At 61.4% G+C, this 14,390-nt stretch carries 13 protein-coding genes and 12 tRNA genes; 1 reads left to right on the top strand and 24 read right to left on the bottom strand.

The window, feature by feature from the left end:
• Positions 1-26 precede the first annotated feature (26 nt).
• From arsJ to ACT7DK_RS06940, 8 genes are all read right to left on the bottom strand, one after another.
• Positions 27-1,256 (bottom strand): organoarsenical effux MFS transporter ArsJ, encoded by a 1,230-nt coding sequence (gene arsJ / locus ACT7DK_RS06975; RefSeq protein ID WP_445402294.1) that lies wholly within the window; start codon positions 1,254-1,256, stop codon positions 27-29.
• Positions 1,257-1,259: 3 nt separating this feature from the next.
• Positions 1,260-2,273: an ArsJ-associated glyceraldehyde-3-phosphate dehydrogenase gene (locus ACT7DK_RS06970; protein WP_445397639.1), complete on the bottom strand. Its 1,014-nt coding sequence runs from the start codon at positions 2,271-2,273 to the stop codon at positions 1,260-1,262.
• Positions 2,274-2,566: 293 nt separating this feature from the next.
• Positions 2,567-3,067: a phosphatase domain-containing putative toxin gene (locus tag ACT7DK_RS06965; protein WP_445397637.1), complete on the bottom strand. Its 501-nt coding sequence runs from the start codon at positions 3,065-3,067 to the stop codon at positions 2,567-2,569.
• Between the two features lie 29 nt (positions 3,068-3,096).
• Positions 3,097-4,119 carry an ACR3 family arsenite efflux transporter gene (arsB, locus tag ACT7DK_RS06960; protein WP_445397634.1) on the bottom strand — a complete coding sequence of 341 codons (1,023 nt, stop codon included), beginning with the start codon at positions 4,117-4,119 and terminating at the stop codon, positions 3,097-3,099.
• 122 nt (positions 4,120-4,241) lie between these two features.
• A complete protein-coding gene (locus tag ACT7DK_RS06955) occupies positions 4,242-5,213 on the bottom strand; it encodes a PstS family phosphate ABC transporter substrate-binding protein (protein WP_445397632.1) in 972 nt (323 codons plus the stop codon).
• A gap of 217 nt (positions 5,214-5,430) precedes the next feature.
• Positions 5,431-6,747, bottom strand: coding sequence for a phosphate regulon sensor histidine kinase PhoR (phoR, locus tag ACT7DK_RS06950; protein ID WP_445397630.1), 1,317 nt, complete (start codon positions 6,745-6,747; stop codon positions 5,431-5,433).
• Between the two features lie 7 nt (positions 6,748-6,754).
• Positions 6,755-7,444 (bottom strand): phosphate regulon transcriptional regulator PhoB, encoded by a 690-nt coding sequence (gene phoB, locus ACT7DK_RS06945; RefSeq protein WP_445397628.1) that lies wholly within the window; start codon positions 7,442-7,444, stop codon positions 6,755-6,757.
• A gap of 98 nt (positions 7,445-7,542) precedes the next feature.
• On the bottom strand, positions 7,543-7,974 hold the full coding sequence (locus tag ACT7DK_RS06940) for an N-acetyltransferase (protein ID WP_445397626.1): 432 nt from the start codon (positions 7,972-7,974) through the stop codon (positions 7,543-7,545).
• Positions 7,975-8,147: 173 nt separating this feature from the next.
• Between ACT7DK_RS06940 and rdgC the strand changes: the two genes are divergently transcribed.
• Positions 8,148-9,059, top strand: a complete 912-nt coding sequence (rdgC, locus tag ACT7DK_RS06935; protein ID WP_445397624.1) for a recombination-associated protein RdgC — start codon at positions 8,148-8,150, stop codon at positions 9,057-9,059.
• Positions 9,060-9,336: 277 nt separating this feature from the next.
• On the opposite strand, the gene nadA is transcribed toward rdgC, so the two are convergent.
• From nadA to tolB, 16 genes are all read right to left on the bottom strand, one after another.
• The gene (gene nadA / locus ACT7DK_RS06930; RefSeq protein ID WP_445397622.1) at positions 9,337-10,398 is read right to left on the bottom strand and encodes a quinolinate synthase NadA; all 1,062 of its coding nucleotides are present in this window, start codon (positions 10,396-10,398) and stop codon (positions 9,337-9,339) included.
• A gap of 120 nt (positions 10,399-10,518) precedes the next feature.
• Positions 10,519-10,594: transfer RNA gene (locus ACT7DK_RS06925), tRNA-Lys, on the bottom strand.
• 21 nt (positions 10,595-10,615) lie between these two features.
• Positions 10,616-10,691, bottom strand: a tRNA-Val gene (locus ACT7DK_RS06920).
• A gap of 7 nt (positions 10,692-10,698) precedes the next feature.
• A tRNA-Lys gene (locus ACT7DK_RS06915) sits at positions 10,699-10,774 on the bottom strand.
• Between the two features lie 8 nt (positions 10,775-10,782).
• Positions 10,783-10,858, bottom strand: a tRNA-Val gene (locus ACT7DK_RS06910).
• Positions 10,859-10,896: 38 nt separating this feature from the next.
• Positions 10,897-10,972 (bottom strand) — tRNA-Val (locus tag ACT7DK_RS06905).
• A 7-nt stretch (positions 10,973-10,979) separates the two neighbouring features.
• Positions 10,980-11,055 (bottom strand) — tRNA-Lys (locus tag ACT7DK_RS06900).
• Positions 11,056-11,063: 8 nt separating this feature from the next.
• Positions 11,064-11,139: transfer RNA gene (locus tag ACT7DK_RS06895), tRNA-Val, on the bottom strand.
• Between the two features lie 38 nt (positions 11,140-11,177).
• Positions 11,178-11,253: transfer RNA gene (locus ACT7DK_RS06890), tRNA-Val, on the bottom strand.
• A gap of 7 nt (positions 11,254-11,260) precedes the next feature.
• A tRNA-Lys gene (locus ACT7DK_RS06885) sits at positions 11,261-11,336 on the bottom strand.
• A gap of 8 nt (positions 11,337-11,344) precedes the next feature.
• Positions 11,345-11,420 (bottom strand) — tRNA-Val (locus tag ACT7DK_RS06880).
• 38 nt (positions 11,421-11,458) lie between these two features.
• Positions 11,459-11,534, bottom strand: a tRNA-Val gene (locus ACT7DK_RS06875).
• Between the two features lie 7 nt (positions 11,535-11,541).
• Positions 11,542-11,617 (bottom strand) — tRNA-Lys (locus ACT7DK_RS06870).
• Between the two features lie 143 nt (positions 11,618-11,760).
• Complete coding sequence (gene ybgF, locus ACT7DK_RS06865; protein ID WP_445397620.1) at positions 11,761-12,525, bottom strand: tol-pal system protein YbgF; 765 nt, start codon at positions 12,523-12,525, stop codon at positions 11,761-11,763.
• Positions 12,526-12,541: 16 nt separating this feature from the next.
• Positions 12,542-13,063, bottom strand: coding sequence for a peptidoglycan-associated lipoprotein Pal (gene pal / locus ACT7DK_RS06860; RefSeq protein WP_445397618.1), 522 nt, complete (start codon positions 13,061-13,063; stop codon positions 12,542-12,544).
• A gap of 26 nt (positions 13,064-13,089) precedes the next feature.
• On the bottom strand, positions 13,090-14,388 hold the full coding sequence (tolB, locus tag ACT7DK_RS06855) for a Tol-Pal system beta propeller repeat protein TolB (protein ID WP_445397616.1): 1,299 nt from the start codon (positions 14,386-14,388) through the stop codon (positions 13,090-13,092).
• Positions 14,389-14,390 lie beyond the last annotated feature (2 nt).

Below are 14,390 nucleotides of genomic sequence, written 5' to 3'. Positions count from 1 at the left end.
CATCTTTATCGCACAAAAAACCGATTTCAGCCGCTATTTGGCTCCATTACCCGGTGCCGGGGCAGTTTGAGAGACAGCAACGCGGCCAGCAGCAGGAAACCGGCGGAAATCCACAGGCATGCCTGCAATCCCGACTGCTGATAGACCCAGCCCGACAGCAGGGTGCCGACGAGCCGCCCCATGGCGTTGGCCATATAGTAGAAGCCCACGTCGAGGGAAACCCCGTCCTCGCCCGCATAGCTGACGATCAGGTAACTGTGCAGCGAGGAGTTGATGGCGAACAGCGCCCCGAACAGCAAGAGGCCGCCGAGCAGGGTCCATTGCGGATGAAACCCGGCTCCCAGCCCCAGGGCGATCAGCGCCGGGGTCAGGGTCAGCACCAGGGCCCAGCCGAAGGCGGCCCGGCCGTCGGGCACCCTGCCCGAGCGCTTGCCGGTAAAATAGGGCGCGAACGATTGCACCACGCCGTAGCCGATGACCCAGAGCGCCAGGAAACCGCCGACCCACCAGTGGTCCCAGCCAAGCGAACTGGCCAGAAACACCGGCAAGGCCACCACGAACCAGACATCCCGGGCGCCGAACAGGAACAGACGCGCCGCCGACAGTATGTTGATGGCCCGGCTCTTGGAAAAAAGGTCGGTGAACTTGGGCTTGTTCTTGGCCCGACCCAGATCCTGTTTCAGCATCACGACGCTGAACAACCAGACCAGGGCCAGCCCCGTGGCCATGGCGCCGACGGCCCCGGCGAAACCGAACACCGCCAGCAGCACACCGCCGAGGAAGAAACCCGCGCCCTTGAGCGCATTCTTGGAGCCGGTGAGGATGGCCACCCACTGGTAGAGGGTGCCCTGGGCCTCCCTGGGCACCAGCAGCTTGATCGCGCTCTTGGCGCTCATCTTGTTGAGATCCTTGGCGATGCCCGACAGCGCCTGGGCCGTCATCACCCAGGGTACCGTCAACCAGGCCACCGGCACCAGCAGCATGGACAGCGCCACCACCTGCAGCGCCAGGCCGACGTTCATGGTCCTGTTGAGGCCAAGGCTGGCCCCCAGCCAACCGCCCACCAGGTTGGTGATCACCCCGAAGATCTCGTAGAACAGAAACAGCAGGGCGATCTCCAGCGGGCTGTAGCCCAGGCCGTGGAAGTGCAGCACCACCAGCATGCGCAGGGCGCCGTCGGTGAGGGTAAAGGCCCAGTAGTTGCCGGTGACCAGCAGGTACTGGCGGATCTCGGGAGACAATGAGGCCAGCATCAGGCGTTATCCCGCCCGGTCCAGCCGGCCCACCTTGCGCATCAACTCGGCGGTACGGTTGGCGTAGCCCCATTCGTTGTCGTACCAGGCGTAGATCTTGACCTGGGTGCCGTTGACCACCATGGTCGACAGGGCGTCGATGATGCTGGAGCGCGGATCTGTCTTGTAGTCCACCGACACCAGGGGCCGCTCCTCGTAACCGAGGATGCCCGCCAGTTCGCCTTCGGCCGCCGCCTTGAGCAGGGCGTTCACCTCCGCCTCGGTGGTGGCCTGCTCCACCTCGAACACGCAGTCGGTGAGCGAGGCATTGGCCAGGGGCACCCGCACCGCATGGCCGTTAAGCTTGCCCTTGAGCTCGGGGAAGATGTGGGTGATGGCAGTGGCCGAACCGGTGGTGGTGGGAATCAGGCTCTGGCCACAGGCCCGGGCCCGGCGCAGATCCTTGTGGGGCGCGTCCAGTATGGTCTGGGTGTTGGTGATGTCGTGGATGGTGGTCATGGCGCCGTGTTTGATGCCCAACTGACCATGGATCACCTTGACCACCGGCGCCAGGCAGTTGGTGGTGCAGGAGGCGGCGGTGACGATGGGGTGCAGTGCCGGATCGTAGAGATGATCGTTCACCCCCATCACCACGTTGAGCACGCCCTCCTCCTTCACCGGCGCCGTCACCACCACCCGCTTCACCCCCTGATCCAGATAGGCCTGCAGCAGGGCCTTGCTCTTCATCTTGCCGGAGGCCTCGATCACCACATCGCAGCCGGACCAGTCGGTATCGGCTATGGCCTTGTTGCGGGTGCAGACGATACGCCGGTTGCCGATGATCATCAGGTCCCCTTCGGCCCGTGCCTCCCGGGTCCAGCGACCGTGCACCGAGTCGAAGGTGACAAGGTGCGCCAGGGTGGCCGCGTCGCCGGCCGGATCGTTGATCTGCACAAACTCCACGTCGTCCCATGCCCAGGCCGCACGCAGCGCCAACCGTCCCATGCGGCCGAAGCCGTTAATTCCTACCTTGATGGTCATTGGGTCTGTCTCCCTCTTTCAATATATTTTGTACCAGCCCGCGGGCTGTCGGTTTGCTGACTAAGTCCATTAGCTGTTATTTCTCCAGATATTGCCCTTTATTACTGCATTACCGCGGCTTAATCGTTGTCATCTCCGCGAAGGCGGAGATCCATGACAGGGTGCACTGGACTCCCGCCTTCGCGGGAGTGACCACAGAGTTCTGAAGCTTTGTCAGCAGGTGGAGTTGGCCCTTTAGCCTACTTTTCCAACCCCTACGTCAAATCCGGTCGAATAAATCCGCCCCTTACGCCTTACCGGGCCGCCAGCGCTTCTATATAGCTCTGGTGGGCCGGCAGACACAGGGCCTTGGGCCGCAGCGCCTGCACCCGTTGCACCGCCTCGGTCAGCGGCACCTCCAGGGCCAGCAAAATGATGGCCGCCATCAGGCCGGTGCGGCCCGAGCCGCCCTTGCAGTGGATGGCGACATCCCGGCCCTGGGCCAGCAGCGCCAACACCTTGTCGCGCGCCTCAAGCCAGGCCTGCTCGAAGGCGGCCCCGGGGGCGTCGTCGTCCTCCACCGACAGGTGGAACCAGGCCAGCTCCAGTGCCTCGCACAGGGCCGGCATGGTGGAGACCCGGTTTTTTTCCATCTCCGCTTGGGGCATCAGGGTCAGCACGGCGGCGGCGCCGGCGGCGCGCAGTTGCTCGAGCGAGGCGTCCAACGCCGCTTCCTTGGTGCCCGGGCAGGGGGTGAGGATCAGCCGGCCCCGGCCTTCGCCGAGGGACAGGTAGTCAAAAGGGTGTTGCGACATCGTCTTTCCTTGATTTTCCGTTGATTACATCAGTTATAGGCAAACCAGTGCCGGGTGCGGTTGGCGATGGCCACCAGCGACAACATCACCGGCACTTCCACCAGTACCCCCACCACGGTGGCGAGCGCCGCCCCCGAGTGCAGCCCAAACAGGGAGATGGCCACCGCCACCGCCAGCTCGAAGAAGTTGGAGGTTCCTATCATGCAGGCCGGGGCGGCGATATTATGGGGCAGCTTCATCACCCTGGCGGCGCCGTAGGCGATGGCGAAGATACCGTAGGTCTGGATCAGCAGCGGGATGGCGATCAGCACCATGGTCTGGGGCTGGGCCAGCAGGGTGTGCGCCTGGAAACCGAACAGCAGTACCACTGTCGCCAGCAGGCCCGCCACCGACAGCGGCTTGATGTGCTGGATAAAGGGTTGCAGCCGGCGGCCATCGCCCCGCCGCTCCAGCCGCCAGCGGGTATAAACGCCGGCCGCGAGCGGCAGCACCACATAGAGCAGCACCGACCACAGCAGGGTGTCCCAGGGCACGACGATATCGCTCACCCCCAGCAGGAAGGCGGCGATGGGGGCGAAGGCGAATACCATGATGAGATCGTTCACCGACACCTGCACCAGGGTATAGTTGGGATCGCCGCGGGTCATCTGGCTCCACACGAACACCATGGCGGTGCAGGGTGCCACCCCCAGCAAAATCATGCCGGCGATATATTCCCCGGCGGACTGGGGGTCGACCCAGTCGGCGAACAGCACCCGGAAAAACAGCCAGCCCAGGGCCGCCATGGTGAAGGGCTTGATCAGCCAATTGACCGCCAGGGTCAGCAGCAGGCCCCGGGGCTTCTTGCCCACGTCCTTGATGGCGGAAAAGTCGATCTGCACCATCATGGGGTAGATCATCACCCAGATGCACAGGGCCACCACCAGGTTGACGTGGGCGAATTCCAGTCCCGCCACCAGGGCGAAGCCCTCGGGCAGCAGGCTGCCCAGGGTCACGCCGGCCAGGATGCCCAGGCCGACCCACAGCGACAGGTAACGCTCGAATACTCCCATTCCTTCACCTCGATGGAGACCGAAAACATACGGGAAAAAGAATATATGAAAAATCAAATATGTAAACCATAAAAAAACCCCGGGTTTCCCCGGGGTTCAGCTGTGATGACGGCAATGGCTGCTTACATCAGGCCCAGCTTTTTCAGGTCGGCTTCGATAACGGCGGCGGGTACCGGTACGTAACCGTCCTTGTCCACGATTTCCTGACCTTGCTTGGACAGCATCAGCTTGACGAACTCGGCTTCCATCGGACCCAGCGGCTCGTTCGGGTGCTTGTTCACGTAGACGTACAGGAAGCGGGACAGCGGGTACTCGCCGCTGATGGCGTTGTCGGCGTTGGCTTCGATGTAGTCGGTGGAGCCGGCTTCCGCCAGGGGTACGGCGCGCACGCTGGAGGTGCTGTAGCCCAGACCGGAGTAGCCGATGGCGTTCAGGGATGAAGAAACGGACTGCACCACGGAGGCGGAGCCGGGCTGTTCGTTCACGTTGTTCTTGAAGTCACCCTTGCACAGGGCTTCGTCCTTGAAGTAACCGTAGGTGCCGGATACGGAGTTGCGGCCGTACAGCTGCACGTCACGGCTGGTCCAGTCGCCGTTCAGGCCGACCTGGCCCCACTTGGTGATCTGCTCGGCCATGCCGCAGCTCAGGGTGCTGGAGAAGATGGCGTCAACCTGGTCGATGCTCAGGCCTTCGATCGGGTTGTCTTTATGCACGAACACCGCCAGGGCATCGATAGCGACGCGAACCGGGGTCGGCTTGTAGCCATAGCGCTTTTCGAAGGCTTCGATTTCGTTGCTCTTCATGGCACGGCTCATGGGGCCGAACTGGGCGGTGCCCTCGGTCAGGGCGGCGGGAGCGGTGGAAGAGCCGGCGGCCTGGATCTGCACGTTGACGTTGGGGTAGTTGCGTTTGAACTCTTCAGCCCACAGGGTGGCCATGTTGGCCAGGGTGTCCGAACCCACGGAAGACAGGTTACCGGAGATGCCGCTGACTTTTTCATACTCGGGCAGGGAGCTGTCCACGGCGGCCAGGGCGGCGGTGGAAGCCAGGGTCGCGGTCAATCCAAGAGCTGTTACCAGTTTGTTCAATTTCATCCTTAATCTCCAATCTGAGTTCGGTCTTTCAAGACGCGGCCAGTATTGTCGCCGGTGATGACAACTATATGAACCGAAAGTGACGCTTTTATGACAAGCAGACAGAAAGCAGGAAGCGGGAAGCGGGAAGCGGGAAGCGGGAAGCGGGAAGCGGGAAGCGGGAAGCGGGAGCTTCGCTCCCACACGGCGGCATGGGAACGAAAAAAACCCGGGCCTGTCAGGCGATTTCCCGGTTGGGGGCGTCCTGCACCAGCAGCCGCTCGGGCAGGATAAAGCTGAAACAACTGCCCTCCCCGATTTGGCTCTGGATCTCGAGGTGGGTATCGTGGTGGCTCAGGGCGTGCTTGACGATGGCCAGCCCCAGGCCGGATCCCCCGGTCTGGCGGCTGCGGGCTTTGTCCACCCGGTAGAAGCGTTCGGTGAGGCGGGCGATGTGCTCGGACGCAATGCCCTCGCCGTTGTCGGTCACCGCAAAGCGCCCCTGGTGGCCCATCCGCCCCCATTCCACCCGTATCTCGGTGCCCGCCGGGGAATGACGGATGGCGTTGTATACCAGGTTGGAAATGGCGCTGCGCAGTTGTTCCTGATCCCCACGGACCTTGAGCCCCGGATCCACAATAAAGCTGAAGCGCTGGGCCTTGTCGCCGCTCAGGGTCAAGGCCTCCTGCTCCAGCATCGACAGCATGGCCGGAATGTCCACTATCTTGCTGGTATCGATATTGGGCGAGGCCTCGATGCGGGTCAGGGTCATCAGCTGGTTCACCAGGGCGTCCATACGCAGGGTCTGCTCCAGCATCACCTTCTGGGTCTTGCGCCACATGGCGTCGGACGGCGGCTCCTCTATCATCTCCAGGTAACCCTTGAGCACCGTCAACGGGGTGCGCAGTTCGTGGGACACGTTGGCCACGAAGGACTTGCGCATCTGCTCCAGGCTCTTCAAGCGGGTCACGTCCCGCACCACCAGCATGGCCTGATCCTCGGTATAGGGCATGATGCGGCACTCGAGCAGCTTGTCTTCGTTGAGTGGTGACGGCAGCTCCAGCGGTTCGCGGAAATCGGCCCGCTTCATATAGGCAATGAACGCAGGTGCGCGAACAAGGTTGCCGATATGCTGGCCGGCATCATCGGGCCAGCGAAAGCCCAGCAGTTGCTGGGCCAGCTTGTTGCACCAGATGATGCTGCCGTCCCGCCGGATCACCACGGCGGCGTCGGGCAGGGCCTCGGCCCCCTCCCGAAAACGGCGCACCAGGTTGGCCAGCTCCCGCCGGCGTGCGCGCTGACGCTGCTGCAGCCGGTAGATGCCGTTGAAGATGACTTCCCAGCTGCCTTTTCCTTCCGGCGGGATCAGGCTGCGATCCCGCCACAGCCACACCGCCAGCTTGTGCTGGAAGCGGTAGTGCCACAACAGGTGCAGCACGGTCCCGGCCAGTAACGCCAACGCGATATCATCCAGCATCAAACCGAACAGGAAAAAGAACAGATAGTAGAGGAACAACCGGCCCCACTGGCCACGGCCGGACTCATGTTGCTGCATGCGAGCCTCATAGGCGTGTTGAAAAACGATAGCCGGCACCGCGCACCGTCTGGATCAGCTTATCGTGACCCGACTCCGACACCGCCTTGCGCAGCCGCCGGATATGCACGTCCACCGTCCTGTCTTCCACATAGACGTTGGTGCCCCATACATTATTGAGCAACTGCTCGCGGCTGTATACCCGCTCGGGGTGGGTCATGAAGAAGTGCAACAGCTTGAATTCGGTCGGCCCCATGTCCAGCTGCAGGTTGTTGGCGCTGACCCGGTGGCTGACCGGATCCAGCTTAAGCCCCTGCACCTCGATCACCTCCTCTACCGAGGTGGGGGCCACCCGGCGCAGCACCGCCTTGAGGCGGGAAGTCAGCTCCTTGGGGGAGAAGGGCTTGGTGATGTAGTCGTCGGCCCCCACGTCCAGGCCCTTGATCTTGTCTTCTTCCTCGGCCCGGGCGGTGAGCATGATCACCGGGATCTGTCGGGTCAGCTCATCCTGCTTGAGATGCTTGATCAGCTGGATGCCGCTGCCGCCCGGAAGCATCCAGTCGAGCAGGATGAGCTCGGGATAGGGCTCCTTGATCATCAAAAGGGCCTGGTCGTAATCCTCCGCCTCCTGGGTGGCAAAGCCCTTCTGCTCCAGTACAAAGCACAGCATCTCGCGGATCGCGGCTTCGTCTTCAACTACCAGTATTTTCCGTGTCATTCTTCAACTGCCCTTCTCAGGTCTTCTGTGCATAAACGTCATTATTGAGAGCAAGTGTGACAGTTTTATGAAATTATGACACCATCGCGACGAAGCGGTTACAACTGGCCCTGGTAGCCCATGCAGAGTTCGGGCTGGCCGGTCGCCGGATCGATACCTTCGTCGGTAATGGCGAAGCCGTGCTGGCGGTAGAAGTGCACCGCTATGTCGTTTTCGCTGAACACCCTGAGCGATAGCCGCCGCCGCTGCCGCTTGGCCACCGCCAGCAGGGCCTTGCCGATGCCGTTCTGCTGGCAGTCGGGGCGTACGAAGAGGGCCGCCAGGTAGTCATCCACCAGGGCCACAAAGCCCTGGATCTCCCCTGCCCGTTCGCACACCCAGATTTCCGCCGAGGGCAGGTAGCGGGCACGCATCTGCTCCTGTTGTTGCCACCAGAAGGCCGCCGGCACAAAATCATGGGCCTGCAATGACGCCAGCAGCCACACTTCCAGTATGGCGTCGGTGTCATCGGGCCTGGCCTGTCGTATCATTTTTATCTCCCCGGCTTTGGTTTGATTTAAGTGTATGAGTCCATTACCGCTTTGGCCGGGCTTTTATTATTGTCTGTGACCCGGATCAGCCTTTGTCATGCGGGAATGACAGCCTGATCACAAAGCCGCTTTGCAGTACAATGCGGATTTTCCGGCTCGTTACCGAGGACGCTATGTGGTTTAAGAACCTGCAGATTTACCGTTTTACCCGCCCTTTCGAACTGACCCTTGAAGAACTGGAAAAACAGCTGGACGCCTTCCCCTTCAGCCCCTGCGGCAGCCAGGAGCAGGCCAAGTTCGGCTGGATCTCCCCCCTGGGCAAGCAGGGCCAGGCCCTCACCCACGGCGCCGACGGCCAGATCCTGATCTGTGCCAAGAAGGAAGAAAAAATGCTGCCCGGGGCCGTGGTCAACGACATGGTGGCGGAAAAGGTGGAAGCCTTGGAGGCCGAGCAGGGCCGGGCGCTGAAGAAAAAGGAAAAGGAAGCAATCAAGGAGGAAGTGATCGTGAACCTCTTGCCCCGCGCCTTCAGCCGCTTCCAGCAGACCTATGCCTGGATCAACCCCGAGGCCGGCTTTATCGCCGTGGACGCCAGCTCCGCCAAGCGTGCCGAGGATCTGCTGGCGCTACTGCGCAAGAGCATAGGCAGCCTGCCGGTGGTGCCGCTGGCCATGACCACTCCGCCCGAACTGACCCTGACCGACTGGCTGAAGGAAGGCACCGCCCCCGCCGGCTTCGCCCTGGAGGACGAAGCCGAGCTGAGATCCGCCCTGGAGCACGGCGGCATCATCCGCGCCAAGCAACAGGACCTGCTGAGCGAGGAGATGAAGGCCCACCTGGACGCGGACAAGCTGGTGACCAAGCTGGCCCTGAACTGGAGCGACAGCCTGAGCTTCGTGCTGGCGGACGACATGAGCGTCAAACGGCTCAAGTTCTCGGAAGAGTTGCGCGAGCAAAACGATGACGTGGTGAGCGAAGACGCCGCCGCCCGCTTCGACGCCGACTTCGCCCTGGTCAGTGGCGAACTGTCCCGCTTTATTCCGGAGCTGATAGCGGCCATGGGCGGGGAAGAAAACCGGGCGTAAACTCGAAGCTGGAGGCCATAAGCCGGAAGCTTGAAGCAGCCCGAGTGCTTTGCGGCTTTGGCGTCACGCGCTTGAATGTGTGTACAGACGCATAAACGAAAGAGGTGTGAAGCATAAGGGCGACCTTACTCTTCACACCTCTTTTTGTTTCCAACGCTTAGCAGGAAAAGAAGCGAAACCGCTAAAAAATTTCTCGGGCCGCTTCCAGCTTCAAGCTTCAAGCTTCAAGCTTCAAGCTACTGTCTTCCAGCCTCCGGCCTCCAGCTTCCAGCTAAAATCAGGCGTTGCCTTTCACCTTCAGCTTGAGCTGCTCGGCGAAGTCCAGCATCCGCTCCAGCGGTATCATGGCCTTGACCCGGGTGGCTTCGTCCACCTGGATTTCGTGGGTCTTGCCGCCGTCGCGCAGGGCGTCACGAATGGCCACCAGGCCGTTCATCGCCATCCAGGGACAGTGGGCGCAGCTGCGGCAGGTGGCGCCGTTGCCGCCGGTGGGGGCTTCCACCATTTCCTTGTCGGGGCAGGCCTGCTGCATCTTGTAGAAAATGCCCTTGTCGGTGGCCACGATCAGCTTCTTGTGGGGCAGGGTCTGGGCCGCCTTGATCAACTGGCTGGTGGAACCCACCGCGTCCGCCAGCTCCACCACCGACTGGGGGGATTCCGGGTGCACCAGCACCGCCGCGTCCGGATTCTGCGCCTTCAGCTCCTGCAGTGCCTTGGCGCGGAACTCGTCGTGCACAATGCAGGCGCCCTGCCAGCGCAGCATGGCTGCACCGGTCTGCTTCTCGATATAGGCGCCCAGGTGACGGTCCGGGGCCCAGATGATCTTGTGACCTTCGCTGTCGAGGTGCTCCACTATCTCGAGCGCGATGCTGGAGGTGACCACCCAGTCGGCCCGGGCCTTGACCGCCGCCGAGGTATTGGCGTACACCACCACGGTGTGATCCGGATGGGCGTCGCAGAAGGCGGTGAATTCGTCTTCAGGGCAACCGAGATCGAGGGAGCACTCCGCTTCCAGGGTGGGCATCAGCACGGTTTTTTCCGGGCTCAGGATCTTGGCGGTCTCCCCCATGAAGCGCACCCCGGCCACGATCAGGGTGTCGGCCTGGTGGTGCTTGCCGAAACGGGCCATTTCCAGGGAGTCGGATACGCAGCCGCCGGTCTCCTCGGCCAGGGCCTGGATCTCGGGATCGGTGTAGTAGTGGGCCACCAGCACGGCGTTTTTGGCGCACAGCAGTGCCTTGATTTCGTCTTTCAGCGCCTGTCGCTGGTCCGCGCTCAGCGGGGCCGGCTTGGCGGGAAAGGGGTAGTCAAACTCGATAATATCGACAGCTTCAGTCATGACCTGATCCCAATTGCTCCATCCAGATAGCTACAGTAGCCAGGCATTATAACGCCGCTTGGGTCTTAACCCAAACACCCGGTAATAAAAGCGACATAGAAAAAGAGTAAGGAAGGAAGGTGGTGGGTCGTGCAGGATTCGAACCTGCGACCAATTGATTAAAAGTCAACTGCTCTACCAACTGAGCTAACGACCCGTATAAGACGGATTTTGAAGATGGTGGACGCTACTGGGATCGAACCAGTGACCCCCTCCTTGTAAGGGAGGTGCTCTCCCGGCTGAGCTAAGCGTCCGGGAATCTGGTGGGTCGTGCAGGATTCGAACCTGCGACCAATTGATTAAAAGTCAACTGCTCTACCAACTGAGCTAACGACCCGATGTTCGTGGTGGGTGGTACTGGGATCGAACCAGTGACCCCCTCCTTGTAAGGGAGGTGCTCTCCCGGCTGAGCTAACCACCCACGAAACCGGATGCACTTTTGCTAAAAAGTACGAAAACTGGTGGACGCTACTGGGATCGAACCAGTGACCCCCTCCTTGTAAGGGAGGTGCTCTCCCGGCTGAGCTAAGCGTCCGGGAATTTGGTGGGTCGTGCAGGATTCGAACCTGCGACCAATTGATTAAAAGTCAACTGCTCTACCAACTGAGCTAACGACCCGATGTTCGTGGTGGGTGGTACTGGGATCGAACCAGTGACCCCCTCCTTGTAAGGGAGGTGCTCTCCCGGCTGAGCTAACCACCCACGAAACCGGATGCACTTTTGCTAAAAAGTACGAAAACTGGTGGACGCTACTGGGATCGAACCAGTGACCCCCTCCTTGTAAGGGAGGTGCTCTCCCGGCTGAGCTAAGCGTCCGGGAATTTGGTGGGTCGTGCAGGATTCGAACCTGCGACCAATTGATTAAAAGTCAACTGCTCTACCAACTGAGCTAACGACCCGATGTTCGTGGTGGGTGGTACTGGGATCGAACCAGTGACCCCCTCCTTGTAAGGGAGGTGCTCTCCCGGCTGAGCTAACCACCCACGAAACCGGATGCACTTTTGCTAAAAAGTGCGAAAACTGGTGGACGCTACTGGGATCGAACCAGTGACCCCCTCCTTGTAAGGGAGGTGCTCTCCCGGCTGAGCTAAGCGTCCGGGAATCTGGTGGGTCGTGCAGGATTCGAACCTGCGACCAATTGATTAAAAGTCAACTGCTCTACCAACTGAGCTAACGACCCTCTGACCTGGGCTACCGGAGCAGCCCTGCCAACGGCGGCCTATATTACGGATTTAATTTGGTGACGCAACAGGAAAATCACCATTTCCAACCGTTTGCTTAAGGAACAGGCGACTCTCTCAAAAATTCGCCATTCCGCCCGAATTAAAGGCTGTTCAGGTTTTCCTGGGCCAGGCGCGCCGCGCCGCTGTTGCCGTACTCCCGCAGTACCTGTTCGTAATACTGGCGGGCCAGGCCGGCATCCCCCTGCTCCTTGGCGATCAACCCCAGCTTGAGGATGGAGTCGGCCCGCTTGTTGGAATTGGGATAGGCTTCCACTACCCGTGCAAACTGGGCCTTGGCCTGGTCGAATCGTTTCTGGGTGAACAGCAACTGTCCCAGCCAGTAGTGGGCATTGGGCACATAGGTGGACTGGGGATACTGGGTGATGAAACGGGCGAAGGCGGGAATGGCGGCATCGTAATCCTTGTCCTGCAGCACCAGGTTCACCGCGTTGTCGTAGGCCGTCTGCTCATCATTGCCGGCCGGCGCCGCGGCGGGAGCACTGGCGTCGTCCTGCGCCTGACCGCCATTCTGGGCACTGCCGGGCTGAGGTGCCGCCGGGGCTGCTGGTTGTTGAGCCGCCTCCTGCTGGGCCGCCAGTATGGTTCGCTGACGCTCGATCACCTGCTCCAGCCGGTAGCTCTGCTCTTCCAGCAGGCCGCGCAATTCGCTGACTTCCTGCTGCAATGCGTTCAGCTGGCGCTGTTGGTCTATTTGGGCCTGGCTGCGGGCGTTGAAGGCGCGCTCCAGCTCAGCCAGGCGATCATTGACGGAGCCGCTGCCACCCACACTCGTCACCGGCGCCTGGGCCCAGCTGGAGGTGGATAAAACAGCGGCCATCGAAATGGCCGCTAAGTTAATCTTCATAGGGTCGACTTAAACCTTAGTAAACCAGAACCGCGCGACGGTTCTTGGCAAAACTGTCTTCGGAACGAGAAGTGTCTACCGGCTTCTCTTCACCGTAGCTGACGATGGCCAGTTGGGCGCCATTCACACCCAGGCTCTGCAGGTAGCTGGTCACGGCCTTGGCACGACGCTCGCCCAGGGCGATGTTGTACTCGGGAGTACCGCGCTCGTCCGCGTGGCCTTCCACCAGCACACTGACGGAGGGGTTGGAGCGCAGGAAACTGGCGTGGGCTTCCAGTACCTGGGCGTAGTGGCCGGTTACTTCGTCACGGTCGAACTCGAAGTAGATCACGTTCTCGCGACGCAGGGCTTCGTACTGCTGGCGCATCTGCTCTTCGGCAGACAGGGCACCGCCCGCACCGCCGGTCTGCGCGCCATCCTGATAGCCGCTGCCCGCGGTACCGGTCATCGCATCGGAATCACTGGTGGAGCTACATGCGGCCAGGGTCAACATGGGCAGCGCTACAGCCAGACTCTGAAGCAGTTTTTTCATTTGCATTATTTTTCCTTAGAAATTGCAATCGATTAGTTAAGGAACGGTGACCATGCCGGTGCACGAACATCACCGCTTCGTGCGGGCAGCCTGGCCTTGAAGCGACCATCCATAGACACCAGGGACAGCACCTGGCGGCCCTGATAGGTGGTACTATAGATGATCATTGTGCCGTTCGGCGCCGGGCTTGGCGATTCATCCAGCTGGGTTTCAGTTAACACCTGCATATGACCGCTATCCAGCTCCTGACGGGCAATTCGGTACTGTCCCTGTGAGCGACTGACCAGCACCAGGCTCTTGCCGTCTCTGGTCACGCTGGGTCCTAGATTCATATCCCCCTGGAAGGTGACACGACGGGTGTCACCCGAACCCAGGTCGACCCGGTAGATCTGCGGTCGGCCACCCCGCTCGGAAGCGAAATAGATGGCATTGCCGTCAGTCGACCAGGTCGGCTCGGTGTCGATTGTGCGGTTATTGGTCACCCGGGTCAACTGGCGGCTGGCCAGGTTGAGCACGTAAATTTCGGGCTGACCGTCCCGGGACAGCACCAACGCCAGCCGACTGCCGTCCGGCGACCACTGGGGCGCACCGTTGATACCGGGCTGGGTGCTGACCACCTGGCGCTGCTGGCTGTAGATGTCCTGCACCACCACCTCAGCCTTCTTGTTTTCGAAAGACACATAGGCCAGCCGGCGGCCGTCAGGCGACCAGGCCGGAGACATCAGCGGCTCGCGGGAACGCAGCAGCACCTGCTCGTTGAAGCCGTCGTAGTCGGCGATCATCAACTGGTAGGGATACTCGGCGCCGTGCTGGACATTGACGTAGGCGATACGGGTCAGGAAGGCGCCCTTGATGCCGGTCAGCTTCTCGAACACGATGTCGGCGATACGGTGGGCGTACTGACGCAGCTGGGCTGCCGGCACGGTGGCGCTGCGACTTTCGAGCAGTTGGGCACCGTTGCTGCCCAGCACGTCGGCCAGTTCGAAACTGATACGGTACTGATCACCGCCGGCCGGCTCTATGGTGCCCACCACCACCGCCTCGACCTGGCGGGAACCCCAGAGGGTGGGATTGAGCTGGCTGGCCTGGGCCACCTGCTGCGGCAGACTGCCACGCTCCAGCGGACGGAACATACCGCTGTTGCGCAGGTCGCCGGCGATCACTTCCGCCAGATCCTGGGGCATGGCCCCTCCCCCGGTCCACTGGAAGGGCACCACCGCCACCGGACGGGCGCTGTCGATGCCGCCGGTAATAATGATATCCAGCGCCGCCTGAGCCCGGCCTGCGAGCAGCAGCAGCGGCAGCCATAACCACAACCATCTTTTTGTCATCA

Source organism: Zobellella sp. An-6 (genome assembly GCF_052487945.1).
Note: the sequence above shows the minus strand (reverse complement) of the source record. Positions and strands in the feature narration are given on the sequence as shown.